19 protein-coding genes are annotated in these 25,875 nt (G+C 68.0%); 13 read left to right on the top strand and 6 right to left on the bottom strand.

The features are described from left to right. The 4 genes from smc to FHR95_RS06530 all read left to right on the top strand — a co-directional run bounded on the left by smc (position 1) and on the right by FHR95_RS06530 (position 7,789). On the top strand, positions 1–3,495 hold the full coding sequence (gene smc, locus FHR95_RS06545) for a chromosome segregation protein SMC (RefSeq protein WP_183313821.1): 3,495 nt from the start codon (positions 1–3) through the stop codon (positions 3,493–3,495). A gap of 226 nt (positions 3,496–3,721) precedes the next feature. Further along, positions 3,722–5,329 (top strand): cell division protein ZipA, encoded by a 1,608-nt coding sequence (gene zipA, locus FHR95_RS06540; protein WP_183313820.1) that lies wholly within the window; start codon positions 3,722–3,724, stop codon positions 5,327–5,329. Between the two features lie 127 nt (positions 5,330–5,456). Next, positions 5,457–7,517: an NAD-dependent DNA ligase LigA gene (ligA, locus tag FHR95_RS06535; protein ID WP_040185194.1), complete on the top strand. Its 2,061-nt coding sequence runs from the start codon at positions 5,457–5,459 to the stop codon at positions 7,515–7,517. After that, entirely contained in the window at positions 7,517–7,789 is a 273-nt protein-coding gene (locus tag FHR95_RS06530; RefSeq protein ID WP_040185195.1) for a YheU family protein, read from the top strand. The genes ligA and FHR95_RS06530 overlap by 1 nt, the downstream gene beginning before the upstream one ends. Positions 7,790–7,965: 176 nt before the next feature. On the opposite strand, the gene mnmC is transcribed toward FHR95_RS06530, so the two are convergent. Both mnmC and FHR95_RS06520 read right to left on the bottom strand, forming a co-directional pair. Beyond that, a complete protein-coding gene (gene mnmC, locus FHR95_RS06525) occupies positions 7,966–9,981 on the bottom strand; it encodes a bifunctional tRNA (5-methylaminomethyl-2-thiouridine)(34)-methyltransferase MnmC2/FAD-dependent 5-carboxymethylaminomethyl-2-thiouridine(34) oxidoreductase MnmC1 (RefSeq protein ID WP_183313819.1) in 2,016 nt (671 codons plus the stop codon). Between the two features lie 8 nt (positions 9,982–9,989). Further along, a complete protein-coding gene (locus FHR95_RS06520; protein ID WP_040185206.1) occupies positions 9,990–10,289 on the bottom strand; it encodes a YciI family protein in 300 nt (99 codons plus the stop codon). A 121-nt stretch (positions 10,290–10,410) separates the two neighbouring features. Here FHR95_RS06520 and FHR95_RS06515 point away from each other — a divergent pair, with 121 nt between their 5' ends. After that, positions 10,411–11,313: a PHP domain-containing protein gene (locus tag FHR95_RS06515; RefSeq protein WP_040185208.1), complete on the top strand. Its 903-nt coding sequence runs from the start codon at positions 10,411–10,413 to the stop codon at positions 11,311–11,313. Between the two features lie 71 nt (positions 11,314–11,384). After that, positions 11,385–12,008 (top strand): L-threonylcarbamoyladenylate synthase, encoded by a 624-nt coding sequence (locus FHR95_RS06510; protein ID WP_040185210.1) that lies wholly within the window; start codon positions 11,385–11,387, stop codon positions 12,006–12,008. Positions 12,009–12,026: 18 nt separating this feature from the next. On the opposite strand, the gene FHR95_RS06505 is transcribed toward FHR95_RS06510, so the two are convergent. Both FHR95_RS06505 and FHR95_RS06500 read right to left on the bottom strand, forming a co-directional pair. After that, positions 12,027–12,962 carry an ion transporter gene (locus FHR95_RS06505; protein ID WP_040185212.1) on the bottom strand — a complete coding sequence of 312 codons (936 nt, stop codon included), beginning with the start codon at positions 12,960–12,962 and terminating at the stop codon, positions 12,027–12,029. 30 nt (positions 12,963–12,992) lie between these two features. Next, positions 12,993–13,880, bottom strand: a complete 888-nt coding sequence (locus tag FHR95_RS06500) for a CYTH domain-containing protein (protein WP_183313818.1) — start codon at positions 13,878–13,880, stop codon at positions 12,993–12,995. 104 nt (positions 13,881–13,984) lie between these two features. Between FHR95_RS06500 and FHR95_RS06495 the strand changes: the two genes are divergently transcribed. The 6 genes from FHR95_RS06495 (at position 13,985) to glrR (ending at position 21,843) form a co-directional block, all read left to right on the top strand. After that, the gene (locus FHR95_RS06495; RefSeq protein WP_040185216.1) at positions 13,985–14,665 is read left to right on the top strand and encodes a TIGR00153 family protein; all 681 of its coding nucleotides are present in this window, start codon (positions 13,985–13,987) and stop codon (positions 14,663–14,665) included. Positions 14,666–14,738: 73 nt separating this feature from the next. Then, a complete protein-coding gene (locus FHR95_RS06490) occupies positions 14,739–16,004 on the top strand; it encodes an inorganic phosphate transporter (protein WP_183313817.1) in 1,266 nt (421 codons plus the stop codon). Positions 16,005–16,184: 180 nt separating this feature from the next. Then, entirely contained in the window at positions 16,185–17,498 is a 1,314-nt protein-coding gene (argA, locus tag FHR95_RS06485) for an amino-acid N-acetyltransferase (protein ID WP_183313816.1), read from the top strand. Between the two features lie 848 nt (positions 17,499–18,346). Further along, complete coding sequence (locus FHR95_RS06480) at positions 18,347–19,864, top strand: sensor histidine kinase (RefSeq protein ID WP_183313815.1); 1,518 nt, start codon at positions 18,347–18,349, stop codon at positions 19,862–19,864. Then, a complete protein-coding gene (locus FHR95_RS06475; protein WP_183313814.1) occupies positions 19,861–20,433 on the top strand; it encodes a hypothetical protein in 573 nt (190 codons plus the stop codon). Before FHR95_RS06480 ends, FHR95_RS06475 begins: the two co-directional genes overlap by 4 nt. A 15-nt stretch (positions 20,434–20,448) precedes the next feature. Next, positions 20,449–21,843, top strand: coding sequence for a two-component system response regulator GlrR (gene glrR, locus FHR95_RS06470; RefSeq protein WP_183313813.1), 1,395 nt, complete (start codon positions 20,449–20,451; stop codon positions 21,841–21,843). A 140-nt stretch (positions 21,844–21,983) separates the two neighbouring features. Here the strand turns inward: glrR and FHR95_RS06465 are convergent, their stop codons facing one another. Both FHR95_RS06465 and xseA read right to left on the bottom strand, forming a co-directional pair. Continuing rightward, on the bottom strand, positions 21,984–22,637 hold the full coding sequence (locus tag FHR95_RS06465) for a peroxiredoxin (RefSeq protein ID WP_040185224.1): 654 nt from the start codon (positions 22,635–22,637) through the stop codon (positions 21,984–21,986). A 165-nt stretch (positions 22,638–22,802) separates the two neighbouring features. Continuing rightward, positions 22,803–24,179, bottom strand: coding sequence for an exodeoxyribonuclease VII large subunit (gene xseA, locus FHR95_RS06460; RefSeq protein ID WP_183313812.1), 1,377 nt, complete (start codon positions 24,177–24,179; stop codon positions 22,803–22,805). A gap of 179 nt (positions 24,180–24,358) precedes the next feature. Here xseA and guaB point away from each other — a divergent pair, with 179 nt between their 5' ends. After that, positions 24,359–25,828, top strand: coding sequence for an IMP dehydrogenase (guaB, locus tag FHR95_RS06455; protein WP_183313811.1), 1,470 nt, complete (start codon positions 24,359–24,361; stop codon positions 25,826–25,828). The last annotated feature ends 47 nt before the right edge of the window (positions 25,829–25,875 follow it).

Here is a 25,875-nt window from a genome sequence, read left to right as displayed (position 1 = left end):
ATGCGTCTTACCTCGATCCGCCTGGTGGGGTTCAAGTCCTTCGTCGACCCGGTCACGGTGCCCTTCGACGGCAACATGACCGCCATCGTGGGCCCCAACGGCTGCGGCAAGTCCAATATCATCGATGCGGTGCGCTGGGTGATGGGCGAGTCCTCGGCCAAGACCCTGCGCGGCGAGTCGATGACCGACGTCATCTTCAACGGCTCCACCGGCCGCAAGCCGGTGGGGCTCGCCTCCATCGAGCTGCTCTTCGACAACCGTGACGGCGCCATGGGCGGCGCCTATGCCCAGTACGCCGAGATCGCCGTCAAGCGCCAGGTCACCCGCGACGCCCAGTCCAGCTACTTCTTCAACGGCCAGAAGTGCCGTCGCCGCGATATCGCTGACCTCTTCCTGGGCACCGGCCTGGGGCCGCGCTCCTACGCCATCATCGGCCAGGGCATGATCTCGCGGCTGATCGAGGCACGCCCCGAGGAGCTTCGCGCCACCCTCGAGGAGGCCGCCGGCATCTCCAAGTACAAGGAGCGTCGCCGCGAGACCGAGAACCGCATGCGGCGCACCCAGGAGAACCTGGAGCGCCTGGAGGACATCCGCGAGGAGCTCGACAAGCAGCTCGAGCGGCTCAAGCGTCAGGCCGAGGCCGCGCGTCGCTACCAGACCCTCAAGCAGGAAGAGCACCGCCTCAAGGGCGAGCTGGCGCTGCTGCGCGGCCGCGCCCTGCGCGCCAGCCAGACCGAGGAGGAGACCCGCGTCCGCGAGCTGGAAACTGCCGTGGAGCGCGAGGTGCTTGGCATGCGCCAAGCCGAGAGCCGCCTGGAGGAGGCCCGAGCCGAGCATGACCGCCTGGCCACCGAGCTCGACGGCCGGCAGTCGCGCTTCTTCGAGACCACCACCGCCATCGCTCGCCTGGAGCAGGACCTGGAGCACACCCGTGCAAGGGACCAGCAGCTGGCCCGGGACCTCGAGGCCGCCAGGCGCGAGCTCGCCGAGCTCGCCCGCCTCGGCGACGACGATGGCGAACGCCTGGCCCGCCTGGACGAGCGCCTCGAGACATTGGGGCCCGAACAGGAAGAGGTCGCGGAACAGCTCGCCGAGCTGGAGGCCGCCCTGGAGGAAGCCGAGCCTCGGGCCGAGGAGGCTGACGCCGAATGGGAGAGCTTCGGCGAGCGCTGGCAGGCGCAGAGCCGCGAGGCGGAACGCGCCCAGGACCGGCTGCGCGAGCTGGAGAGTCGCCTCGAGCGGCTGGCTGCCGACGAGCGCCGCCGTCGCCAGCAGCACGAGGAGCTGCCCGATATCGCCGGCCTGGGCGAGCAGCGCCGTGAGCTGGCCGAACGCCACGCCGAACTCGAGGAGCGCCTGGCCGAGCTCGAGGCCCAGCGCGGCGAGCACCAGGCCAGCCGCGATGGCGCCCGGGAGCAGGTGCGGGAGGCCGAGGCGGCCCGCGAGGCCGACCGCCAGCGTCGCAGCACCCTGCAGGGTGAGCTGGCCTCGCTGGAGGCTCTGATCCAGGCGGCCCTGGCCGACCACGACGAGGCGCTGGATGCCCACCTGGCCGCGCATGGCCTGGGCCAGCAGCCCCGCCTCGGTGAGGCCCTCGAGGTCGAGCCCGGCTGGGAGGAGGCGGTCTCCTGGGTGCTGGCGCCCTGGCTGCGGGCGCGACTGGTGTCGCTGCCCGGCGCCCGCGAGGCGCTGGCCACGCCGCCGGACGCCGAGCTCGGCCTGCTCGAGGCCGAGGCCTCGCCTGCCCCGGCCGACAGCCTGGCGGCCCGGGTGCGCGGCGCCGGCGCGGCCGGCCAGTGGTTGGCCGGCATCCGCTGCGTCGAGGACCGCGAGGCGGCCTGGGTGGCCCGCGAGGGCCTGGCGGCCGGCGAGAGCCTGATCAGCCCCGACGGCCTCTGGCTGGGCCCCGGCTGGGTGCGCCATCGTGGCGCAGGCAACGGTCCGGATGCCCTACTGGTCAGCCGGCGCCGCGAGGCGGAGGTGCGCGAGGCGCTGGCCGACGTGGAAGCCCGCCTCGCTGACCAGGACCGCCACCTCGAGCAAGCCGCGGCCCGGACGGAGCAGGCCGAGACGGACCTGGAGCAGGCGCGACTCGAGGAGCGCGAGCTCGAGCAGCAGCGCCAGCAGCTGGCCGTGCACGAGAGCGGGCTGGCCAGCCGCCTCGAGCACCTGGAGGGGCGCGCCGCCGAACTCGTCGAGGAGCTCGAGGGCCTGGCCGAATCCCGCGAGGAGGCTCTGCTGGGCCTGGAGGAGGCGCGTGAGCAGTGGCAGGTGGCGATGGCGCGGCTGGAGGAGGGCGCCGAGACGCGCGAACGGCTCGAGCGGGAACGTCGCGAGGCCCGCGAGGCGCTGGCCTCACTGCGCGCACGGCAGCGTCCTCTGGTCGAGCAGGCACAGCGCCTGGCCCTGGAGCAGGAGCGCACCGTGACCGAACGCAACGGGCTGGCCGAACAACTTGGCCGCGCCGGCGAGTCGCGGGAGCGCCTCGCGTTGCGCTGCGCCGAGCTCGAGGAGGCGCGGGAGGGGCTCCATGAGCCCGACGAGGAGCGTCGCGAGCGGCTCGACGAGCTGCTGGAGCGCCGCGAGCGCGAGGAGCGGGTGCTCAACGAGACCCGTGCCCGCGCCGCCGAACTGGTCGAGCGGCTGCGTGAAGACGAACAGGCGCGTCAGGGCCATGAGCGTAGCCTCGAGGGCATCCGCGAGCGCCTCCAGGAGTCGCGCATGCAGGTCCAGGCGCTGTCCCTCAAGGCCGAGGCCCAGGACGAACAGCTCGCCGAACTGAACCACGACGCCGCGAGTTTACATGATTCCCTGGACCCCAACGCCACGGAGTCCGCCTGGCAGGCCAGGCTGGAGGATGTGGTGGAGCGCGTACGGCGGCTGGGAGCCATCAACCTGGCAGCCATCGAGGAGTACGACCAGCAGGCCGAGCGGCGCGACTATCTGGAGGCCCAGCATGTCGAGCTGTCCGAGGCGCTGGAGACCCTGGACCGGGCGATCCGGCGCATCGACCAGGAAACCCGGACGCGTTTTCGCGACACCTTCGAGCGAGTCAATGCCGGCCTGCAGGCACTTTTCCCGCGGGTGTTCGGCGGGGGAACCGCATGGTTGACCCTGACCGGCGAGGATTTGCTGGAAACCGGGGTGGCCATCATGGCGCGCCCTCCCGGAAAGAAGAACACCACCATTCATCTGCTTTCCGGTGGCGAAAAGGCGCTCACCGCCCTGTCGATGGTATTCGCCATCTTCCAGCTCAATCCGGCTCCCTTCTGTATGCTCGACGAAGTGGATGCCCCGCTGGATGATGCCAATGTGGGTCGCTACGCAAAGCTGGTGAAAGAGATGTCCGAGACCGTCCAGTTCATCTACATCACCCATAACAAGATCGCCATGGAGGCGTCTGAACGGCTGATGGGGGTGACCATGCAGGAGCCCGGAGTGTCACGTCTGGTATCGGTCGGTGTCGAGGAAGCCGCGGCCCTTGCCGAGGCATGACGGGCTTGAACGTGAACGGTAAACGGGTTAACAAGGAAGACAATGAATACTGCATTGCACGGAAGCACGGGGAACCTGAAGGGCGATTGCGATGGGCCCGGTCGAGTTGCGGCAGGAAAATGCCGAGCTTGACAAACAAAAAAAGTGGCCCTTTTTTTGGCAATCGCGCTATGCTGTTGACGGACAACCATCAGGCATGGCGCCTTAGCAAAAGGCATGACGACCCATGGAACTAAGAGAGTGGCTGATCTTACTAGGGCTGGCGCTGGTGACACTCATCGTCATCGATGGTGTGCGTCGCCTGCAGCGTCAGCGTCGCGTTCCACGTCTCGACCAGGTCTCGGACCGGGACGAGGGTGGCCCCGCAGGGAGCGACGAGGACCCAGAAGCCGCGGCCCGCGCGGCCGAAATCAACTGGGAGCTGCCCAATGGAGGGGCGCGGGTCGTCAGGCCGGCGGATGCCCGGGGCGTACAACCCAAGCCCAAGTTGCAGCGCCAGGAACATCCTGGCCCTTCGCGTGTGCTGTCGGAGTTTCGACGCCATGCCCAGGCAGGGAGCGACGATCCGGCAGTTGGCCGTGGTCTATCCGCGGACGACGACCGTGGGGCGGGGGGCGCGCCTGATGCTGCGGCGGCCAAGTCCCGAGGTGCCGGCAGCTCGGCAAGTGGTGAGCCCGAGTTTCGTGCGCATCACGATCCTGCCCCGGTACGTTCCCGCCATGAACCTCCTTCTCGGGATCGGGCAACGCAGCAGGGGCCAGTCGGGCCCCTTAGTGATACCGAGGAGCGCCGCGAACCGGGGCTCTCGAGCCTGGATGGCCTGGACGACGAGGCACCTGCGGACACCGCGGCAGCTACTGAGCGTCCTGAGCCCCGCCTGGCAGCCGACCCCGAGGATCACCATGACGCCTACACCGACGAGGAGCAGTACCGCCTGGTGGACCTGGACGGCATGGGCGATTCACTGAAGAGCGGCTCTAAACGGATGGGTTCTTCCATGCAGCGCTTCGGCGCTTCTCTGCAGAAGGGCCTGGCCGAGCGACGCGAGCACAAGCGTAGCGAGAAGATCCGCCGCGAGCAGGCACGCGCCGAGAAAGCCGCTCGCGAGGCGTCGCGTCGTCAGCAGGCCGAGGACGAAAGGGCCGCCCGAGACGTCGAGGCGCGTCGCCTGGACGCCGAGGCGATGCCCACCGCCGAGGAGGATGCGTACTTTTCCTCCTCCCACGGTGGGTCGCCCTGGCCCGAGGACATGCCTGTCGAAGACATGCCTGGCCAGGAGGCGAGGGATGACACGCCACAGCGCGACGATGTGGTTCGCACCCACCCGGTGCTGGAGCGGGCCCTGCGCCACGATGTCAACGCCGAGCATGCCCGCGAGACCCTGAGCCAGGCCGACGAGATCATCGTCATCAGCGTCATGGCCCGCGACGAAGAAGGCTTCTCCGGCACGGCACTGCTTGATCTGATGCTGGCCTGCGGATTGCGCTACGCCCGCGACATGGGCATTTTCCATCGCTTCGAGACCGAAGACCCGGAAAGCCGCCTGCAGTTCTCCATGGTCAACGTGGTCAAGCCGGGGACGTTCCCCATCGAGGCCATGGACGACTTCCAGACTCAGGGCATCACGCTGCTGATGCCGCTGCCCGGCGCCCGCGATACCGCGGCCGCCTTCGAGGCAATGGTCGAGACCGCCATGGTCATCGTCCGTCATCTCGGCGGCGAGCTGAAGGATGAGAACCAGAGCGTGATGACCGCCCAGACGGTAGAGTTCGCTCGCCAGCGGGTTCAGGAGTTTGAACGGCGCAACCGTCTGAATCGCTTTCAGGTCAACTAGCCGCGACGTCACTGTCGTCAGCCGAACGAAATAACCCCATGATTTCATGGGGTTATTTCATTATGGGCAGCCGAAAAGCGGGTGTGCGAGAATAGCCGTGCCTTCGAGATACCAGACCAGGGACATCATGACCCAAGCCGACCCGCAGATCCTCGACGAGGTGGCGCGCCTGCGTGCCGAGCTCGATGACGCCAACTATCGCTACTATGTGCTCGACGAGCCGCAGCTTACCGACGCCGACTATGACCGCCGCCTGCGGCGCCTGCAGGAGCTCGAGGACGCCTATCCCGAGCTGGTAACCCCCGATTCGCCGACTCAGCGGGTGGGTGCCGCGCCGGATGCCGGTTTTCCCGAGGTCGAGCATGCGGTGCCGATGTTGTCCCTGGACAACGCCTTCAACGAAGAGGAGATAAAGGCGTTTGTCCGGCGTGTCGCCGACCGTCTCGAGGATCATGGTGAGCCGCTGGCCTTCTGCTGTGAACCCAAGCTTGATGGTGCCGCCGTGTCGCTGGTCTTCGAGCAGGGCATGCTGGTCAGTGGTGCCACTCGCGGCGACGGTCGCACCGGCGAAGGCATCACCTCCAACCTGCGCACCCTGCGTTCCATCCCGCTGAAATTGCGTGGCGACGACCCTCCCGAGCTGCTGGAGGTTCGCGGCGAGGTGATCATGAGCCATGCGGGCTTCGAGATGTTGAACGAGCGCGGTCGCGAGTCCGACGGCAAGGTCTTCGCCAATCCCCGCAACGCCGCGGCGGGCAGTCTGCGCCAGCTCGACCCCCGGGTCACCGCGCGGCGCCCGCTGGAGTTCAGTGCCTATCAGGTGGCGCGCCTTGAGCCGGCGAGTGACGACGTCAGTCACAGCCAGCTGATGGCAAGGCTAGGCGACTACGGCTTTCGCACCAGCCAGGAATTGGCGGTGGTCGAGGGGGCCGAGGGGGTCATCGATTACTGTCGGCGGCTCGGCGAGAAACGCGATGACCTCGATTACGACATCGACGGCGTGGTGATCAAAGTGGATGATCTGCGCCTTCAGCGTGAGCTCGGCTTCGTGGCGCGCGCCCCGCGCTGGGCCATCGCCTACAAGTTTCCCGCCCAGGAGGAGACCACGCGGCTCAACGACGTGGAGTTCCAGGTCGGCCGCACCGGGGCGATCACGCCGGTGGCCCGACTCGAGCCGGTCTCGGTGGCCGGGGTCACCGTCTCCAATGCCACCCTGCACAACGCCGACGAGATCGACCGGCTCGGCGTGATGATCGGCGATAGCGTGGTGATCCGCCGGGCCGGCGACGTCATTCCCCAGATCGTGCGGGTAATGGAAGAGCGCCGTCCGGCCGATGCGCAACCGATCGTCTTTCCCACGCACTGTCCGGCCTGTGGCTCGGAGATCGAGCATCTGGAGGGCGAGGTCGTGGCGCGCTGCTCCGGCGGGCTTTACTGCCCCGCTCAGCGCAAGGAGGCCCTCAAGCACTTCTCCTCGCGCCGTGCCCTGGACATCGATGGCCTGGGCGAGAAACTCATCGACCAGCTGGTCGAGCGCGACTGGGTCACCACGCCGGCGGACCTCTTCCGGCTCGAGGCCCAGCGCCTCGCAGAGCTGCCGCGCATGGGCCGCAAGTCCTCGGAGAATCTGGTCACCTCGCTGGAGAAGGCAAAGCACACGACCCTGGCTCGCTTCATCTACGCGCTCGGGATTCGCGAGGTGGGCGAGGCCACGGCCGCCAACCTGGCGCGCCACTTTGGCACGCTCAAGGCGCTGATGGAGGCCGACCAGGAGACGCTGGAGGGGGTGGAGGACGTCGGCCCCGTCGTCGCCGCCCATGTGTATACCTTCTTTCGCCAGCCCCATAACCGCGAGACCATCGACGACCTGATCGCCTGCGGGCTGAGCTGGGAGGAGGAAGAGGTCGGCGAGCGTCCTCAGCCGCTGGCGGGGCAGAGCTGGGTGCTCACCGGCACCCTGGAGAGCATGACCCGCGACGAGGGCAAGGCGCGACTCCAGGCGTTGGGCGCCAAGGTGGCGGGCAGCGTCTCTCGCAAGACCGCCTGCGTGGTGGCCGGCGAGGCAGCGGGCAGCAAGCTGGAGAAGGCCGAGCAGATGGGAGTCGAGGTTATTGACGAGTCCACCTTTCTCGCCCGCCTGGAGCGCTGGGAGAGGGGAGACGCACAGACGCAACAGGAGGAGGCGTGATGAACGGCGACCGCTTTATCGAAGTGCCGTCCCGCATGCTGCCGGGCGACACCCTCGACGCCCTGCTGGAGGCCTTCGTCACCCGCCAGGGTTACGATACCACCGACACCCAGGAGGGCATGCGCGGCTGGGTGGCCCAGCTGAAGCGCCAGCTTGAGTGCGGTGAGCTGCTGATCGCCCATGACCTCAAGACCGAGTCTACCGAGGTGATGACCCTGGCCCAGTGGCGCGCCTTCGGCCGCGACCTGGCCGACGACGAGGAAGAGGGGTAGCGTCGAGGTTTCCCAACCACCGGCTCGGCAGCCCTTGGAGCCCCCGTGGGTCAGACCCCGGCGGAGGGTGCCCTCGCCGGCGAAGGTGCACCATGAGGGGGCCTGGTGCCAGGGCTGGGGTTTGACCCGAGGGGCGGCCGGCAGCGCTTATCAGCATGGGCTCCGGGTCCTGTGGGTCATTTTCCCCTCACCAGGTCGCGGATCAGCCGTCGCCCAGGATGGAGGTGGTCCACCAGCGGCTGCTCCAGCGGCAGCGGTTCGTCGCAGATCCGTGATGCGAGAAGCTCCGCGCACAATGGCGCGCTGGCCAATCCCCGTGAGCCATGGGCGGCGCTGATCCACAGCCCCGCATGATGCCGGCCGGGCGCCTCTGGCACGCGAGTGGCATCCTTGGCTAGGCCCGCATAGTCGGCCTGCCAGGCCTCGGCATCGGGCACCGGGCCGGCATAGGGCGACTTGTCGGGACTGGCGGCGCGCACTGCTGCCCTGCCCTCCAGGTGATCGGGGTCGAGCCGGGCCCCCGCGTCGCGCAGGGCATCCACGAAGGCCGGCAGGGTGCTCTCGAGTTCTGCCAGGTTGGCGGCGTGGTCGGCCTCACGCACATCGGCTTCCGTCTCGCGAGGCGCGAAGGTGGCGCCGAAGGTGAGTGTGCCGTCCAGCGCCGGCGACACATAGCCGCCCGCGCAGATGACCCGCTCCAGCGCAGGCGCCCCCGGTGGCAACGTGAGCCGGCTGACCTGGCCGCGCACCGGCTGCAGCGGCAGGCTGGCGGTCTGCGTGAAACCGTTGGCCAGCGACGCGCTGGCGACCACCACCTGGTCGGCGGCCAGCTGCTCGCCGTCGGCCAGCGTCAGCGACCAGCCCTCCGCGGCCGGGGTCATATCGAGCACCTCCGCGCGTCGCAGCGTGATGCCCGGCCTGTCGGCGAGGCGGGCGCAGAGGGCGGCCGGGCGTACCCAGCCTGCCTGGGGATACTCCAGCCCCGCGTGGTCGATCGGCGTGCCGGCCAGTCGCGAGGCCTGGTCCGCCGTCACGCCCCGCACCACGCTTTCCGGCAGGGGATGATGGGCCAGGAAGCGCGCCTGGCGAGCCTGCTCCTTGGCGCTGGTGGCCAGTTGCAGCACGCCGCAGGGCGCCCAGAGTTCGCGCTGCGGGTCGAGGGCCTCGAGCCAGCGGCAGCTGTGCAGCAGGCCGGCGAGGTAGGTCCGGCTCTGGAAGTTGGTGTCGGCGGCGAGCTTGACGTAGAGCGCCCCCTGGGCGTTGCCGGACCCACCGCTGCCGGCTCCCTCGCGGTCGATCAGCGTCACCGTCACGCCGCGCCTTGCCAGGGCGGCGGCGGTGCTGGCGCCGGCGATCCCGGCGCCGATCACCGCGACATGGCGGGCACGGGACGGCGCGGGGGGCGAGAACCAGGGCGTGCGCTCGCGTCGGCGATCCGCGGCGGGTTCGTCGATCTCGCCGGCCAGCATCTCGCGCTTGCGCCCGAAGCCCGGCACCTTGCGCCAGGAAAAGCCGGCGGCGGCGAGGCCGCGCTTGACCACCCCGGCGCAGGTGAAGGTTGCCAGGGTCGCCCCGGGACGCGAGCGGGCCGCCATGGCGGCGAACAGCGCGGGCTGCCACATCTCGGGGTTCTTGGCGGGGGCGAAGCCGTCGAGGAACCAGGCGTCCACCCGGCCGTCGAGCAGCGCCAGCCGCTCGCTGGTGTCGCCGAAATGCAGGTCCAGGGTGACGCGCGCGTCGAGCCACAGCCGGTGCACGCCGGCCACCGGCTCGGGCCACTGGGCGACCAGGCGCGCGGCCCGCTCGGCCAGGTCCGGCCAGGCGGACAGCGCGCGTGCCAGATCGTCGCGGCGGAGCGGGAATTTCTCGGTGGAGACCAGGTGGAGTCGGGCGGCCGGCGGTGCATGGGTATCGAAGCAGGCCCAGGCACAGAGCATGTTGAGCCCGGTGCCGAAGCCGGTCTCGCCGATCACGAAGGGGCGCGACGCCTGCCAGCCGGCAAATCGCTCGGGCAGCCGGTTGGCGGCGATAAACACATGCTCGGTCTCGGCACGGCCGTCGTGGCGCGAGAAGTAGACATCGTCGAAGGTCGTGGAGTGGGGTGCCTCCTCGCCATCCCCCTCCTGGCGCCACGCCAGGTGGGCGCTCTCCAGGCGGCACAGCGGGGGAAGGGCATCGGCGGAAGCGGTCACGGCGGGGCTCAGGGCATGACTTTCTTGAAGGGCTTTACCACCACCTTGGCGTAGACGCCGGCGATCATGTAAGGGTCGGCATCGGCCCAGGCCTGGGCACTCTCCAGATCCTCGAACTCGGCAACCACCAGGCTGCCGGTGAAGCCGGCTTCGCCCGGGTCTTCGCTGTCGATGGCGGGGTGGGGGCCGACCAGCACCAGGCGGCCCTCGTCGCGCAGTGCCTCGAGGCGAGCCAGGTGGTCGGGACGGGCGGCCAGACGCCGCTCCAGGCTGTTATTCACATCTTCACTGATGATGGCGTAGAGCATCTCGGGACTTCCTCCATGGTGGGCGGTCCGCGCCGCGAGTGCGGCCGGCATCCGGCATTGACCGTCATGGGTCGGACACGCAACATGAACGGGTATTCTGACAAAGTCACCTGCCGGCGTCATGCCCATGCCAGCACTTCCCGTGCGCTTCGAGGGCGAGCCCCTCACCATCGACCTGCACATGCATTCCACCGCCTCCGACGGCGCCCTGCCGCCAACCGAGGTGGTGACGTTATGCTGTGCCCGGGGGCTGACCCACATGGCACTGACCGACCATGACACCATGGACGGCATCGCTGAGGCACAGGCGGCCGCGAGCCGCGTGGGGATCCAGCTGATCCCCGGTACCGAACTCTCCACGCAATGGCGTGGTATCAACATTCACGTGGTGGGATTGCTGCCCGAGGGTCCCCGGGGCGACCTGGTGGCCGGGCTCGCCGCCCAGGCCCAGGCTCGGGAGTGCCGCTCGCTGAAGATCGCCGAGCGCATGGAGAAGGTCGGGCTCGTCGATGCCCTGGCACGCGCTCGCGAGCAGGCCGGATCCGCCCGCCCGCTGGGCCGGCCGGACTTCGCCAGGGCGCTGGTGGAAGCGGGGCTGGTGCCCGATATCGGCACCGCCTTCAAGAAGCATCTGGGTAACGGCAAGGCCGGCGACATCAAGGCCCACTGGCCGTTCCTTTCCACGGCCGTGGGCTGGATCCTCGATGCCGGCGGGGTGGCGGTGCTGGCCCACCCGCTGCGCCACGGCCTGACCCGACGCAAGCGCGGCCTGCTGCTTGACGAGTTCGCCGCGGCCGGGGGGCAGGCCGCCGAGCTGGTCAGCGGTTTCCAGAATGCCGATGTGACCCGCGACCTGGCGCGCCAGCTCCAGGAGCGCGACCTCTACGGCTCGGTGGGCAGCGACTTCCACTTCCCCGGCGGCCACCTGGCGCCGGGTAGCATGAGCCCGGTGCCGCGCACTGCCACGCCGCCGGTCTGGACCCATCCGCGCCTGGCCGATATCGCCGCCCAGGCGGCCGACTGAGGCGGTGGTGAGAGGTCGCGACGCGCTATAGTGACAGATACCTTTTACCGGCCACCGAACAGGGAGCTCTCATGAGCCAGTTCTTCCAGATCCACCCCGACAACCCTCAAAAGCGTCTGATCGATCAGGCCACCCAGATCATCCGCGGCGGCGGTGTGGTCGCCTATCCGACGGATTCCGGCTACGCGCTGGGTTGCCACCTGGGCGACAAGAAGGCCATCGAGAAGATCAAGTGGCTGCGTTCGCTGGATGACAAGCACAACTTCACCCTGGTCTGCTCCGATCTCTCCGAGATCGGCACCTACGCCAAGGTGGATAACGACGTCTTCCGGTTGCTCAAGGCTCATACGCCGGGGGCCTATACCTTCATCCTGGATGCCACCACCGAGGTGCCGCGGCTGCTTCTGCATCCCAAGCGGCGTTCCATCGGCGTGCGCGTGCCGGACCATGCCATCACCCGGGCGCTGCTGGCCGCGCTGGGCGAGCCGCTGATGAGCGTCACCCTGATTCCGGTCGGCGAGGAACTGCCGATGACCGATGCCGAGGAGATCCGCGAGCGTTTCGGCGCGCACCTCGACCTGATCATTGACGGCGGCGCCTGCCACCTGGAGCCCACCAGCGTGATCGACCTGCGCGACCTGCCGCCGAAGATCCTTCGCGAGGGTCGTGGCGACGTCACTCCCTTTCAGGCCTGACCCCTGCTCGCCGCCGGTTCAGCGGGCCGGCGGTGAATCCGACTCGTCCGTGTTCCCACCGCCATCATGCTCGCGCCACCAGGCTTCCTGTTCCTCCTCGGAGAGCCTCGGGTCGGGGGTGTCTTCATTGAGCCAGGTGCCGCACAGCAGGCAGTACTTGGCGCGCTGCTCGTGGCGGTCGTGTCCGCAGCCCGGGCAGGCCTCATCGGAGTAGCGATCGGCGCGAATCGAGCGTATCACCTCCGCAGAGAAGACCCCGGTGGGCACCGCGATGATCGAGTAGCCGATCAGCATCACCATCACCGAGATCGCCTGGCCCAGTGGGGTCACCGGCACGATATCGCCATAGCCCACCGTGGTTAGGGTGACGATGGCCCAGTAGATCGCCGTGGGGATGCTGGTGAAGCCGGCCTCCCGGGGCTCGATCAGGTAGACGATCGAGGCGAAGATCGACACCAGCATGAACACGGTGAACAGGAACAGGAAGATCTGGTGGCTGCTGCGCTTGAGCGCCCCTATCAGCAGCCGGCCCTCACCGACGAACTCCATCAGGCGCAGCACCCGGAAGATGCGCAGGGTGCGCAGCAGGCGCACCATCACCAGGGTTTGGGCCCCGGGCAGGATCAGCGTCAGCCAGGTGGGCAGGATGGCGATCACGTCGACGATCCCGTAGAAGCTCTTCAGGTATTGCAGCGGGCGCTTGAGACAGTAGAGACGCAGTGCCAGCTCGAGGGTGAAAACGAGGGTGAAGCCCCACTCCAGCCAGAAGAATAGGCTGCCGTAGTCGGCGCGCAGGCTCTCGATGCTCTCCAGCATCACCACCAGAACGCTGGTGAGGATTGCCACGATCAGGGCGATATCGAAGCCCTTGGCCAGCGGGGTATCGGACTCGAAGATGATCTGGAAGACCCGCGTGCGCAGGCCTTCACCGCCGGGCTTGGGGATATGGTTCACGGAAGGCGTCCTTGTGGTGGCTGCGGCCGGTCAGGCCAGGTCGACGTCGCCGGGCAGCCGGCGGGCCAGCCGCAGCATCCGTCGGCCGAAGGCCGGGGTCAGCCAGGGCTCGCCGCCTCCTAGTGCCTCGGCAAGCCGGCGGGCGTCGTCGCGCAGCGTCTCGTCGTCGAGGGCATCATCGCCCGGTTCGGCCAGGCGTTGGAAGGCCTGGCGCGCCTCGTCGCGCCAGGCATCCCGGCCGGTATCGGCCAGGGCATCCAGCGCCACCGCGGCGCGATGCAGCCAGCCCGCGGGGCTGCGGGCCTCGGGCAGCGTCCACCCCCTGTCGAGCAGCGCCCCGCCACGGGCCGCCTTGCTGGTGTCCGAGGGGCGCAGTGCCACCTCGTCGGCCAGTGCGTCGGCCAATGCCCACAGCGCTGCCGGCTCACCCGCCTTGAGCTCCAGTTCCAGTTCGCGGATGGCCACGCTGCGTCCCTCGGCGCGGATCTCACCCAGGTCCAGGGCCAGTTCCACGGTCAGGCCGTCCTCTTCCAGCCACCAGGTCTCGCGCTCGAAGTCGGTGGCGAAGCGCGGCACCAGGCGTTCGAGCCACTGCGGGTCGCGTTCAGCCATGGGAGGCAGGGTGGCCAGGCCGGCGAGGTCGAGATCCGGACCCGGCACGTCCCATTCCCATTCGCCACGGGTCGACAGGCCGCCACCCCCCTGTCCCCGGGTCTTGAGGGTTTGCAGCAGGCGATCATCGGCTCGGCGCAGGCGCAGTGCCATGCGCGCCCGCTCCAGGTCGCCCTCGGGCGTGTCGTAGTAGGTATTGCCTAGCCGGGTGAGCGAAGGGGTGAGGCCTGCCAGGCGGGGATGGTGGCGCAGCGTGTCGGGTGCCTCGGCCCCCAGGGCCAGTTTGAGCTCGATCTCATCTGCCATTGAAGCGCCACCTCGTTTTGATGAATTTTGGATGATTTTTTCATGACGGTGGCGGTGTCAGTCACTATACTGATGCCGCCATTTTTCAGGTTCACAGATGCCCCATGGTGACATCCAATCCCTTCTCCGCGATGTTCGGTCGCTCGCCATTCCATCCGTTGCTGGCGCATATCGTCAAGGCCAGCGAGTGTGCCGACGAGCTGCTGCCCTTCTTCGAGGCCTCCCTCGTGGGTGACTGGGACACCGCCGCCCAGCATCGCGAGACCATCACACGTCTCGAGCACGAAGCCGACGAGCTCAAGACCGAGCTGCGTCTCAATCTGCCCAATACCATGTTCCTGCCGGTGTCGCGCTCCGACCTGCTCGATCTGATCAGTGTCCAGGACAAGATTGCCAACAAGGTCCGGGATATCACCGGCATCATGCTGGGTCGCAAGATGCAGACGCCCCAGGAGTTGGCTCAGCCGATGCGCGACTACATGCGCACGGCGGTGGCCTGCGTGGCCCAGGCCCGTCACGCGCTGGAAGAGCTCAAGGACCTGCTCGAATCCGGTTTCGGTCGCAACGTCTCCGACGTGATGCAGAAGCTGATCCGCGAGCTGCATGTGCTCGAGCAGCAGGCCGACAGTCAGCAGGTGGCGATTCGTCGCCAGCTCTTCGAGCTCGAGGATCGCCTGCCCCCGGTGGATGTGATGTTTCTCTACAAGATCATCGACTGGGTGGGCGAGCTCTCCGACCGCGCCGAGCGCGTCGGCAGCCGCCTGCAGATCATGACGGCCAACTGACCCCAGCGGCCCCGGCGATCCCGGGGCCGTGTCATATCGACCTTCTTCCGACCGCAACAAGGGAACCCTCCCTATGTCGATCATTGCGCAGCACGGTGAGATCTTCATCATCCTCGCCTGTCTCTTCGGCTTCTTCATGGCCTGGGGCGTCGGGGCTAACGATGTCGCCAATGCCATGGGCACCTCGGTGGGCTCGCGGGCCATCACCATCAAGCAGGCGATCATCATCGCCGTGATCTTCGAATTCCTCGGCGCCTGGCTGGCCGGGGGCGAGGTTACCAATACCATCCGCAAGGGCATCATCGACCCCGAGCTACTGCAGGAAGACCCGCAGCTGCTGGTCTATGGCATGCTCGCGGCGCTGCTGGCGGCGGCGACCTGGCTGCTGGTCGCCTCCATGAAGGGCTGGCCGGTGTCGACCACGCACTCCATTGTCGGCGCCATCGTCGGCTTCGCGGTGGCCGGCCTGGGAGCGGGGGCGGTGGACTGGGGGGCGGTGGGCACCATCGCTGCAAGCTGGGTGGTCTCGCCGCTGCTCGCCGGCACCATCGCCTTCACCCTCTTCAAGTCGGTGCAACACCTGATCTTCGAGGCGCGTGATCCCTTCGCCGCGGCCAAGCGCTATGTGCCCATGTACGTGTTCCTGGTTGGCTTCGCGGTGACCATGGTAACCCTCACCAAGGGCCTCAAGCACGTCGGCCTGGACTTGGGCTTCGGCGTCAGCCTGCTGTTCTCCATCCTCGCCGGATTGGGGGTAGCGGCGCTGGGCGTGGCGATGGAGCGCCGCGTCAAGGCGTCCAACCGCCAGACCGACCAGTTCGGCTTTACCGGCGTCGAGCGGGTGTTTGGCGTGCTGATGATCTTCACCGCCTGTGCCATGGCCTTTGCTCACGGCTCCAACGACGTGGCCAACGCCGTGGGGCCGCTGGCGGCGGTGATCAGCGTGGTGCAGAGTGGTGGCGAGATCGGGGGCGCTGCGCTGGTGCCCTGGTGGGTGCTGGTGCTGGGCGGCGGCGGTATCGTCGTCGGCCTGGTCACCTACGGCCACAAGGTTATCGCCACCGTGGGTACCGGCATCACCGAGCTCACCCCGAGCCGCGGCTTCGCTGCCACCCTGGCTGCCGCGGTGACCGTGGTGCTGGCCTCGGGTACCGGCCTGCCGATCTCCACCACCCAGACTCTGGTCGGGGCGGTGCTCGGCGTGGGCCTGGCCCGCGGCATGGCGGCGCTCAACCTGCGGGTCATCGGCACCATCGCCATGTCGTGGCTGATCACCCTGCCGGCCGGCGCGGGGCTGGCGATTCTGTTCTTCTTCACCTTCAAGGGCATGTTCGGCTAGACGCGAGCTACGAGCTACGAGCTATGTGCTACAAGGAAACCCGAAAGCCTCGGCCTTCGGGTTTTCTTTTGCGGCGGCGGATTCCATGCTGACGGGCAGCTTGCCGGTGCCGCCGTTTTCGTCGCTCTGATATAGTGGTGTTCGACTCCCCCTTCGCTCACCTGCTGCCGGAGTGCGGCCTTGGATACTCGTTTCCCCTTCGTCGACTGGTTCCGCAATTCCTCTCCTTACATCAATGCCCACCGCGGGCGTACCTTCGTGATCCTGATCGAGGGCGAGGCCATGGCCAGCGGGCGAGGAGAGCAGTTGATCCAGGACCTGGCGCTGCTGCACACCCTGGGCGTGCGGCTGGTGGTGGTGTTCGGCATTCGTCCCCGGGTGCAGCAGGCGCTGGATGAGGCAGGCATCGTCCCTCGGCGCCATCGGGGACGCTGGGTGGCCGACGAGGCGATCATGGCACAGGTCGAACGCATCGCCGCCGAGCAGCGACTGTGGCTGGAGGCGCGGCTCTCGCCGGGTCTGCCCAATACGCCGCTGCACGGCATCGAGATGACGGTGGTCTCCGGCAACCTGATGATGGCCAAGCCGCTGGGCGTGCGCGAAGGGATCGACTTTGACCATAGCGGCGAGGTGCGCCGGGTGCGCGCGCAGGCCATCGAGGGCCTGCTCGAGCGCGGCTCGCTGGTGGTGCTGCCACCACTGGGCTTCTCCAGCACCGGCGAGGTCTTCGACCTGGATGCCGCCGAGGTGGCCCGCCATGCGGCCACGGCGCTCGGTGCCGACAAGCTGATCCTGCTCGGCGAGGCCAGCGGGCTGTTCGACCGCAGCGGCCAACTGCAGCGCCAGCTGACCCCGGCCGAAGCCGAGCCGCCACTCCAGCAGGCCGACCCGTCGAGCGAACTGGCCCGGCATCTCGGCGCCGCCTGTGTCGCCGCGCGACACGGCGTGGCGCGCACCCACCTGCTCTCCTGGCACGACCATGACGCTCTGCTCGGTGAACTTTTCACCCGTGACGGGGTGGGCACCATGATCACCGAACATCGCTACGAGCAGCTGCGTCTGGCGGAACTGGGCGATATCGGCGGCCTGCTCGAGCTGCTCGAGCCGCTCGAGCGCCGGGGCATGCTGGTGCCGCGCTCTCGCGAGCGGCTGGAGTACGAGATCGATGACTACCTGGTGATCGAGCGCGACGGCATGATCATCGGCTGTGCCGCCCTGCACACCTTCGGCGACGCCAAGATGGGAGAGCTGGCCTGCGTGGCAGTCCACGATGACTACCGGGGTGGCGCGCGGGGCGAGCTGCTGCTCGCCGAGATCGAGCGGCGGGCTCGCCGCCTGAGCCTCTCGGCGCTGTTCGCGCTGACCACCCACACCACCCACTGGTTCTTCGAGCACGGCTTTCGCCTGGCCGATATCGAGGCGTTGCCACCGCTGCGCCGCGACACCTACAACCACGCGCGCAAGTCCAAGATCCTGGTCAAGGCCCTCACCTGAGCATCGTGATGTCGCCCGGAGGCGTCGCCGGATGATTCGGTGTCGCCATTCGGGAACGCGCCAACCATCTGAAAATAAAGGCTATTCAAGAAGCTCCTCGAAGAGCGTCGCCGCATGGCGACGTAAATCCCGCCGTTTTCCCCGTTCGCTGGCCATTCGTCGGACCATTTCTCCTCCTGCTCTCTTCTCCTTAATCTCAAGTCATTGATTTTAATATGCTAGATGGGTTTATGGCACACCATTAGCAGGTGTCTGGTCGAGCAAGGGAAAACGGATCATTCGGTTCGAAACCGTTTTCCGGTCGCCGAGGGAGGCGGGCCATCACTGCCCTGTGCGCCCGCTGACCGATGCGGCCAGTGTCTGCTCAAAGCGATGTGTAACACCAGGTTGCGATGAGACGGTACCGCCGAGAGGCAAGGATCGGTATCGAGAGGGCAAGGATGCCCTGGCATGGATGCCTCTCCCCCGCTCAGGGGGATCGAATCGCGCAGCATCGCCATCGGCCAACGTCGAGGCGGTGGTGCCAGGAACGGAGCAGGGCGGCGCGCCACGTGGTGGCTTGCCACCCGCATGAGGATGACCAGCCCCTGGTGGCAGATGGCACTTCATGGCTTCGGGGCCTTTCCGGCCCATGGACATTCGGGCAACAGACGGACCAGGTCGTCGCTTGATCGAATGCCCAGACCCTTCAGTTCCCTGCGTATTGGGCCGGCTCTGCCGGCCTTTTTTTTCTCGCAGCCCTTTCCCGCGGGTCGGCGCCGATTGGCCGCGGGGTGATCGCCTGAACTCTGATATCCTTGGGAGTGGACGTGGTGGTTTCCGTTACCCTCCTGCAAAGAACGCTGTTCATGACCTCTGCCGTTACGCGTCGCTGGCGGCCGCGCTCGCTGTTGCAGCTGGTGCTGCTGGCCTTTCTGGTAGTGATGCTGCCGCTGGCCGTATTGATGATCCAGGCCGGCCAGGCCCTTTCCGAACTGTCGCGCCTGGCCGACGTCAGTGCCCGCCAGGCGGTGGAGGAAACGCGTCGCGCCCGCTCGCTGGGGGCGCTGGCGCTGGAGATGGAGCGCAGCGCCCGCCAGTATGCCGTGGTCGAGCAGGAGAGCCTGCTGGAGATCTTCGACGAGCGTCTTGAGGAGTACAGGGCGCTGTTGTCCCAGCAGCGCGAATTGCTGCCCGATGATCCTGACGTGGCGGCGTTGGAAGCGGAACTCGACGAACTCGCCGAGTTGCCCAACCTGCCGCTCGAGGCCTTCACCGCCCGGCTCTCCGACTTCCAGTCATTCGCCCAGCACACCGAGGCGATGCGTCGCGCGACCAATCAGCGCATCGACGAGCGCATAGAAGGCATCCGCACTCGCGCCGAGGCCGTTCGGGTGCGTCTGTGGTGGCAGACCGCGGCACTGGTCTCGGCGAGCCTGGTACTGATGCTGCTGTTCACCCGACTGATCATCCACCCGATCCGCCAGCTCGAACGGCGCATCCTGGGGATCGGCAGCGTGGGCGGCGACACGGGGCGCAAGCTCCGGCCCCTCAAGGGGCCGGCGGAACTGGTCGCCCTCGACGAGCGGCTGGACTGGCTGGCCTCGCGGCTCGATGAACTGGAGGCCCAGAAGCAGCAGTTCCTGCGCCACATGTCCCACGAGCTCAAGACGCCACTGGCCAGCGTTCGCGAGGGCTCGTCGCTGCTCGCCGATGGGGTGGCCGGTGAGGTCACCCCGCGCCAGCGCGAGATCCTCGAGCTGATCGATGCCAGCGGGCATGAGTTGCAGCAGCTGATCGAGCAGCTGATCGACTACAACCTGCTCCAGCACAACCGTCAGCTGGACATCGAGCGGCTGGATGTGGCCACCGTGGCCAAGGAAGTGCTGGCCAAGCACCGCCTGGCCCTCGATAACAAGCAGATGCGCGTCAGCTGCTTCGACGGTCCGCTGACCTGGGCGCTCGATCGCACCGCCACGGCCCGCATACTCGACAACCTGATCTCCAATGCCGTCGCCTACGGCGAGGACGGCGGTGATCTGGAGATCCGCGCCCGACGCTACCGCGATCGCCTGGTGATCGACGTGGCCAACAGCGGCGAACCGATCGCCGAACAGGATCGCGCTCGGCTCTTCGAGGCCTTCTTCCAGGGCAGTGTTCGCCGCAAGGGGCCACTCAAGGGCTCCGGCATCGGCCTGTCGGTGGCTGCCGACTGTGCCCGGCTTCAGCACGGCCGCCTGGCGCTGGTGGACAATGACCGACTGGCGGTGTGCTTTCGCCTGACCCTGCCGCACCAGGTCACGACCCCCCAGGCGGACCACGACGCGGACCACGAACATCCAGCGCCCGCCCTGGCGGGCGCCCATGCGAGGAACGACACCCCATGAACGCGCGTCCCTGGCTTCTTTGCCTGGCCATGGCCTTGCTCGCCGGCTGCCAGTACCTGCCCGAGCGACTGCAGTCCCTCTCGGGTCAGTCTCCCCTCGAGGGCGCTTCCGGCGGGGCGACGACCTGCCATGCCGAGCTGCCGGATTTCGACAACGTGCCCTGCCTGCTCGACGACTGGGTGGCCTTCGGCCTGGCCTCACAACGCGGTGACCGGGTGTGGCGAGAGGCGACCCTCACACGCCTCGGCGGCGAGAGGCCCGAGCGTCGCCTGGCGCGGGCCGTCCTGCTCGCCTGGGGCAGTGAGCGGCAGTGGGATCGTGCTGCGGCGCTCTATAAGGCCGATCTGCACGCCGCGCCCCCCGAGCTGCAGCCGTTGCTGCGCTACTGGCTCAATGAGCTGGAGGGGCGTCGTCGCCTGGCCGGCCAGTTGGCCGAGAGCCGGGCCGAACACCGCGCCGCCACGGAGGAGAACGAGGCCCTCAGCGAGGAGCTCGAGAGCATGACCGAGAAGCTCGAGCAGCTCACCGAGATCGAACAGAGCATCAACCTGCGTCAGCAGAATGAATGAACCGGGAGAGACGACATGAAGCAGACCGGACGCCTGCCCACTGCCGGTGGACCCGGCGCTCACATCCTGCTGGTGGATGACGATGTCAGCCTGTTGAAGCTGCTGGGCATGCGGCTCGAGAGCCGCGGCTATCGTGTTACCACCGCAGAGAGCGGCCGTGAGGCCCTCAAGCGGCTGGACGTGGCGCGTCCCGACCTGGTGCTGTCGGATCTGCGCATGGACGAGATGGATGGCCTGGCGCTGTTTCAGGAGCTTCAGCGCCGGATGCCGGGCCTGCCAGTGATCCTGCTCACCGCCCATGGCTCGATCCCCGATGCCGTGAGCGCCACCCGCCAGGGGGTATTCGGCTTCCTCACCAAGCCGGTGGATCGTGACGAGCTCTTCTCCGCCATCGATGACGCCCTGGCCCAGCGCTCCACGTCGGGCAGCGAGGGCAATGAGCACTGGCGCGAGGCGATCATCACCCGTAGCCCCGAGATGGAGCGCGTCCTCGAGCAGGCCCGCATGGTGGCCGCCTCCGACGTCAGCGTGCTGATCACCGGCGCGTCGGGGTCGGGCAAGGAGCTGCTGGCCGGCGCCATTCACAAGGCCAGCCCGCGGGCCGACAAGCCCTTCGTGGCGATCAACTGCGGCGCGCTGCCCGAGCAGCTGCTGGAGAGCGAGCTGTTCGGCCATGCCCGTGGCGCCTTCACCGGCGCGGTGAGCGAGCACCGCGGCCTCTTCCAGGCGGCCGACGGCGGCACCCTGTTCCTCGACGAGATCGGCGACATGCCGTTGACGCTGCAGGTCAAGCTGCTGCGCGCCCTGCAGGAGCGCCATATCCGCCCGCTGGGCTCCACCACCTCGGTGCCGGTCGATGTGCGCATCATCTCGGCCACCCACCGCGACCTGGACCGCGCCATGCGCGAGGGGGAGTTTCGCGAGGACCTCTACTACCGCCTCAACGTGGTGAACCTGCGACTGCCGCCGCTCAAGGAGCGCGCCGAGGATGTACCACTGCTGGCCAAGCATCTGGTCGCTCAGGCCGCCGCCCGGCACAAGCCCTTCGTCAAGGGCTTCTCACCGGAAGCGCTCAACCTGCTGGCCGCCTCGGCCTGGCCGGGCAACGTGCGCCAGCTGGTCAACGTGGTGGAGCAGTGCGTGGCGCTGACCACCTCGCCGATGATTCCCGAGGGGCTGGTGGCCCAGGCGCTGGCGGTGGAGGACAACGCCTTGCCGACCTTCAACGATGCCCGCGCCGGCTTCGAGCGCAGCTACCTGGTCAAGGTGCTCAAGATCACCGAGGGCAACGTTACCCAGGCAGCGCGCATCGCCGGGCGCAACCGCACCGACTTCTACAAGCTACTGGCCCGCCATCAGCTCGAGCCCGGCGCCTTCAAGCCGTCCGCCCGCCAGCCTGAGCATCACTGATAGGCGCCGCATCGCCGTCGCCACCTCGCCAACGCAAGCTCCCTGCCAACGCAAGACCCCCTGCCAACGCAAGACCCCCTGCCAACGCAAGACCCCCTGCCGAGGCAGGGGGTCCTGGTCACGCGAGCTGATTCGCGTTGTTACTTGGGCAGCTTGGCCCGGCGCAGGTAGGGGAAGATGGTCTCGTACTCGCCGAACTTGGCCTTGGCGTCCTCGTCGGAGACCGTCGGCGGGATGATCACGTCCTCGCCAGTGTTCCAGTCGGCCGGCGTGGCCACACCCTTGCCGTTGGCGGTCTGCAGGGCATCCAGGGCGCGCAGCACCTCGGCGAAGTTGCGGCCGACGTTCATCGGATAGGTCATCGACAGCTTGAGCTGCTTGTCCGGGCCAATGATGAACACCGAGCGCACGGTAGCGCTGTCGGCCGGTGTGCGGCCATCCGGCAGGTAGGCATCGGCCGGCAGCATGTCGAACAGCTTGGCGACCTTGAGGTCCTGGTCGGCAATGATCGGGAAGCCGACATCGCAGCTGGCGAAGCTGGAGATGTCATTGATCCACTTCTTGTGATCCTCGACGCCGTCCACCGAGACGCCGATCACCTTGGTGCCACGCTTGTTCCACTCATCGTTGAGCTTGGCCACGGCACCGAACTCGGTGGTGCAGACCGGGGTGAAGTCCTTGGGGTGGGAGAACAGGATCGCCCAGCTGTCGCCAATCCACTCGTGGAAGCGGATCGGGCCTTGGCTGGTATCGGCCTCGAAGTCGGGTACAACGTCATTGATGCGCAGTGACATGGTGTTACTCCCTGGTTGGTGGGGGTTGTGTCCCCGAGCGACCAGCGGTCGGGCACGGGGAGTACTCGGGTCCCTTGACGGTTAGGCATTGGCCGGTCGGCGTCAAGGACATCGTTGGCACAAGTCTAAATAGTATTATTTCGAATAACTATATTCCAAAACCTATCACTCCGATGGCTTTCCGTCATCGGTTCTAGTGTCGCAGGCATCCGCGCGGGTCACCGTCAGGTCGAGGCGGCCCTCGCCCAGGCGTGCGGTAAGGCGTTGACCGGGGGCGGTGTCCGCCGCCCGGCGCACCACGCGGCCCTGCGTGTCCTCGAGGATCGCGTAGCCGCGTCCCAGCACCGCCAGCGGGCTGACGGCCTGCAGTTCGCGCGCCAGCCCACCCAGCCGTTCGCGATGGCGGGCCAAAGCCCGCGGCATGGCCTGGTGCAGCCGTCCGCGGGCGCGCATGAGTCGCTGCCCGGCCTGTTCCAGCAGCCGCTCCGGCGAGCGCAGGCTGAGGCGCTGTCGCAGGTGGTGCGCGCTGCGCCGCTCACTGACGAGCCTGGTTCGCATGGCCTGCTGCAGACGTCCCTCCAGCTGCGCCAGCTGCTTGCGACGCGCGGCCAGCACCTCGCCGGGGTGGCGCAGCCGGGCGCGCAGGTGGTCGAGGCGCTGGGCCTCGGTCTCGAGCTGGGCATGTTGCCCCCGGCGGAGCCGCTCGGCCAGCCCTTCGATGCGGTGGTATCGCTCACGGCGGTCGGGGACCAGCTGCTCGGCGGCGGCCGAGGGGGTGGGCGCCCGCACGTCGGCGGCGAAGTCGGCCAGGGTGACATCCACCTCGTGACCGACCGCCGACATTACCGGCAGCCGCGAGTGGAAGATCGCGCGCGCCAGGTGCTCGTCATTGAAGGCCCAGAGATCCTCCAGGCTGCCGCCGCCGCGGGTAATCAGGATGGCGTCGCGGGTCGGGTCCAGCGCCGGCTGGCGATTGAGCAGGCCCAGCGCCGAGATCAGCGCCGGGGCGGCCTCGCGCCCCTGCACCGGCACCGGGATCAGCGTTACCTGGCTAAGCGGCCAACGCGCCGCGAGCACCGCCAGCACGTCGCGGATGGCCGCCCCGGTGGGCGAGGTGAGCACCAGCAGGTGGCGAGGCGGATAGGGCAGGGGACGCGCATTGGCGAACACGCCTTCGGTGTCGAGGCGGGTCTTGAGCCGCTCGAAGGCCGCCAGCAGCTCGCCCACGCCGGCCGCCTGCACCGCCTCGACGATCAGCTGATAGTCGCCGCGGGGCTCGAACAGCGACACCTGGCCGCGCACCTTGACCCGGTCGCCGTCGCGCATCGGCGCAGCGACAAAGCGCGCCCGGGTGCGGAACAGCGCGCAGCGCAGCTGGGCCCGATCATCCTTGAGGGTGAAGTAGATATGCCCCGAGCCCGGCCGTGACACGCCGGAGAGCTCGCCTTCCACCCACACCTCGCCGACATCCTGCTCCAGCGCCTGACGGGCGCGGCGGTTGAGCTCGCTGACGGAAAGCGGGGCATCCTCGGGGTGGGGCATGGCACGGTCATCGCTGGCGAGTGAAGGCGGATACCCTACCATGCGCTGCTGCCCCGGTGGCACTGCCCCCGGATAGCGGGCAGAGGGGCCGCCACTTCGATTGCCGGCCCCCGGCTCGGGTCGCTATAATGGGGGATTAACTTCACTCCCTCCCACCAGTTCACTGGGTGTTGCCGCATATGCTACGTATGGCCCAAGAAGCTCTTACGTTCGATGACGTATTACTCCTGCCCGGGTATTCCGACGTTCTGCCCAACGACGTCAGCCTCAGGACCCGCCTGACCCGCGACCTCTTCCTGAACATCCCGCTCGTCTCCGCCGCCATGGATACCGTCACCGAAGCGCGACTGGCCATCGCCATGGCCCAGGAAGGCGGCATCGGCATCATCCACAAGAGCATGACCATCGCTCACCAGGCGGCCGAGGTGCGCAAGGTCAAGAAGCACGAGAGCGTGATCGTCAAGGATCCCGTCACCGTGGGGCCCAAGGCCAAGCTGGCGGACCTGCTGGCGATGGCCGACGAGCACGGTTTTTCCGGCTTCCCGGTGGTGGAGGGTGAGACCCTGGTGGGCCTGGTGACTCAGCGCGACATGCGCTTCCAGCCCAACCACGGCGACAGCGTGGCCGACATCATGACCCCCGGCGAGAAGCTCGTCACCGTGCCGGTGGGCACCAGCCTCGAGATCATCAAGGGCAAGATGCAGGAACACCGTATCGAGAAGATGCTGGTGGTGGATGACGACTTCCGCCTGCGCGGCCTGGTGACCTTCCAGGACATCGAGAAGGCTCGCACCTTTCCCCTGGCGGCCAAGGACGCCGATGGCCGCCTGCTGGTCGGTGCCGCTGTGGGCACCGGCCCCGAGACCCCTGACCGCGTGGCGGCGCTGGCCGAGGCCGGTGTCGACGTGGTGGTGGTCGATACCGCCCACGGCCACTCCAAGGGCGTGATCGAGCGGGTGCGCTGGGTGAAGGAGCACTTCCCGCAGATCCAGGTGATCGGCGGCAACATCGCCACCGCCGACGCGGCGAAAGCGCTCGCGGAAGCGGGTGCCGATGCCGTCAAGGTGGGCATCGGCCCCGGCTCCATCTGCACTACCCGCGTGGTGGCCGGCGTGGGCGTGCCGCAGATCACCGCCGTCTCCAATGTCGCCGCGGCGCTGGAGCCCTACGACATCCCGCTGGTGGCCGACGGCGGCGTGCGTTTCTCCGGCGACCTGGCCAAGGCCGTGGCGGCCGGTGCCAGCACGGTGATGGCCGGTGGACTGCTGGCCGGTACCGAGGAGTCGCCGGGCGAGATTGAGCTCTTCCAGGGCCGCACCTACAAGGCCTACCGCGGCATGGGCTCGATGGGCGCCATGTCCCAGACCCAGGGCAGCGCCGACCGCTACTTCCAGGACAAGAGCGAGGGCGCCGAGAAGCTGGTGCCGGAGGGCATCGAAGGCCGGGTGCCCTACAAGGGCATGATGAGCGCCATCGTCCACCAGCTGATGGGCGGCCTACGCGCCTCCATGGGCTACACCGGCTGCCGCGACATCCAGGAGATGCGCACCAAGCCGCAGTTCGTGCAGATCACCGGGGCCGGCTTCAACGAGTCCCACGTGCACGACGTGCAGATCACCAAGGAAGCCCCGAACTACCGCGCGGGTTGAACCACGCTTGACGCCGGAAGCTTGAAGCTGGAAGTGGCCGCGCCGCT

Source organism: Halomonas fontilapidosi (assembly GCF_014192285.1).
Lineage (GTDB): Bacteria > Pseudomonadota > Gammaproteobacteria > Pseudomonadales > Halomonadaceae > Halomonas > Halomonas fontilapidosi.
The sequence above is the reverse complement of the archived record's forward strand: the minus strand, read 5'-3'. Positions and strand labels throughout refer to the sequence as shown.

Excerpts from the sequence above, each read along its gene's own strand:
- smc (WP_183313821.1), top strand. The coding sequence starts at position 1 with ATGCGTCTTACCTCGATCCGCCTGGTGGGGTTCAAGTCCTTCGTCGAC.
- zipA (WP_183313820.1), top strand. The coding sequence starts at position 3,722 with ATGGAACTAAGAGAGTGGCTGATCTTACTAGGGCTGGCGCTGGTGACA.
- ligA (WP_040185194.1), top strand. The coding sequence starts at position 5,457 with ATGACCCAAGCCGACCCGCAGATCCTCGACGAGGTGGCGCGCCTGCGT.
- FHR95_RS06530 (WP_040185195.1), top strand. The coding sequence starts at position 7,517 with ATGAACGGCGACCGCTTTATCGAAGTGCCGTCCCGCATGCTGCCGGGC.
- FHR95_RS06520 (WP_040185206.1), bottom strand. The coding sequence starts at position 10,289 with ATGCTCTACGCCATCATCAGTGAAGATGTGAATAACAGCCTGGAGCGG.
- FHR95_RS06515 (WP_040185208.1), top strand. The coding sequence starts at position 10,411 with ATGCCCATGCCAGCACTTCCCGTGCGCTTCGAGGGCGAGCCCCTCACC.
- FHR95_RS06510 (WP_040185210.1), top strand. The coding sequence starts at position 11,385 with ATGAGCCAGTTCTTCCAGATCCACCCCGACAACCCTCAAAAGCGTCTG.
- FHR95_RS06500 (WP_183313818.1), bottom strand. The coding sequence starts at position 13,880 with ATGGCAGATGAGATCGAGCTCAAACTGGCCCTGGGGGCCGAGGCACCC.
- FHR95_RS06495 (WP_040185216.1), top strand. The coding sequence starts at position 13,985 with ATGGTGACATCCAATCCCTTCTCCGCGATGTTCGGTCGCTCGCCATTC.
- FHR95_RS06490 (WP_183313817.1), top strand. The coding sequence starts at position 14,739 with ATGTCGATCATTGCGCAGCACGGTGAGATCTTCATCATCCTCGCCTGT.
- FHR95_RS06480 (WP_183313815.1), top strand. The coding sequence starts at position 18,347 with ATGACCTCTGCCGTTACGCGTCGCTGGCGGCCGCGCTCGCTGTTGCAG.
- FHR95_RS06475 (WP_183313814.1), top strand. The coding sequence starts at position 19,861 with ATGAACGCGCGTCCCTGGCTTCTTTGCCTGGCCATGGCCTTGCTCGCC.
- glrR (WP_183313813.1), top strand. The coding sequence starts at position 20,449 with ATGAAGCAGACCGGACGCCTGCCCACTGCCGGTGGACCCGGCGCTCAC.
- FHR95_RS06465 (WP_040185224.1), bottom strand. The coding sequence starts at position 22,637 with ATGTCACTGCGCATCAATGACGTTGTACCCGACTTCGAGGCCGATACC.
- xseA (WP_183313812.1), bottom strand. The coding sequence starts at position 24,179 with ATGCCCCACCCCGAGGATGCCCCGCTTTCCGTCAGCGAGCTCAACCGC.
- guaB (WP_183313811.1), top strand. The coding sequence starts at position 24,359 with ATGCTACGTATGGCCCAAGAAGCTCTTACGTTCGATGACGTATTACTC.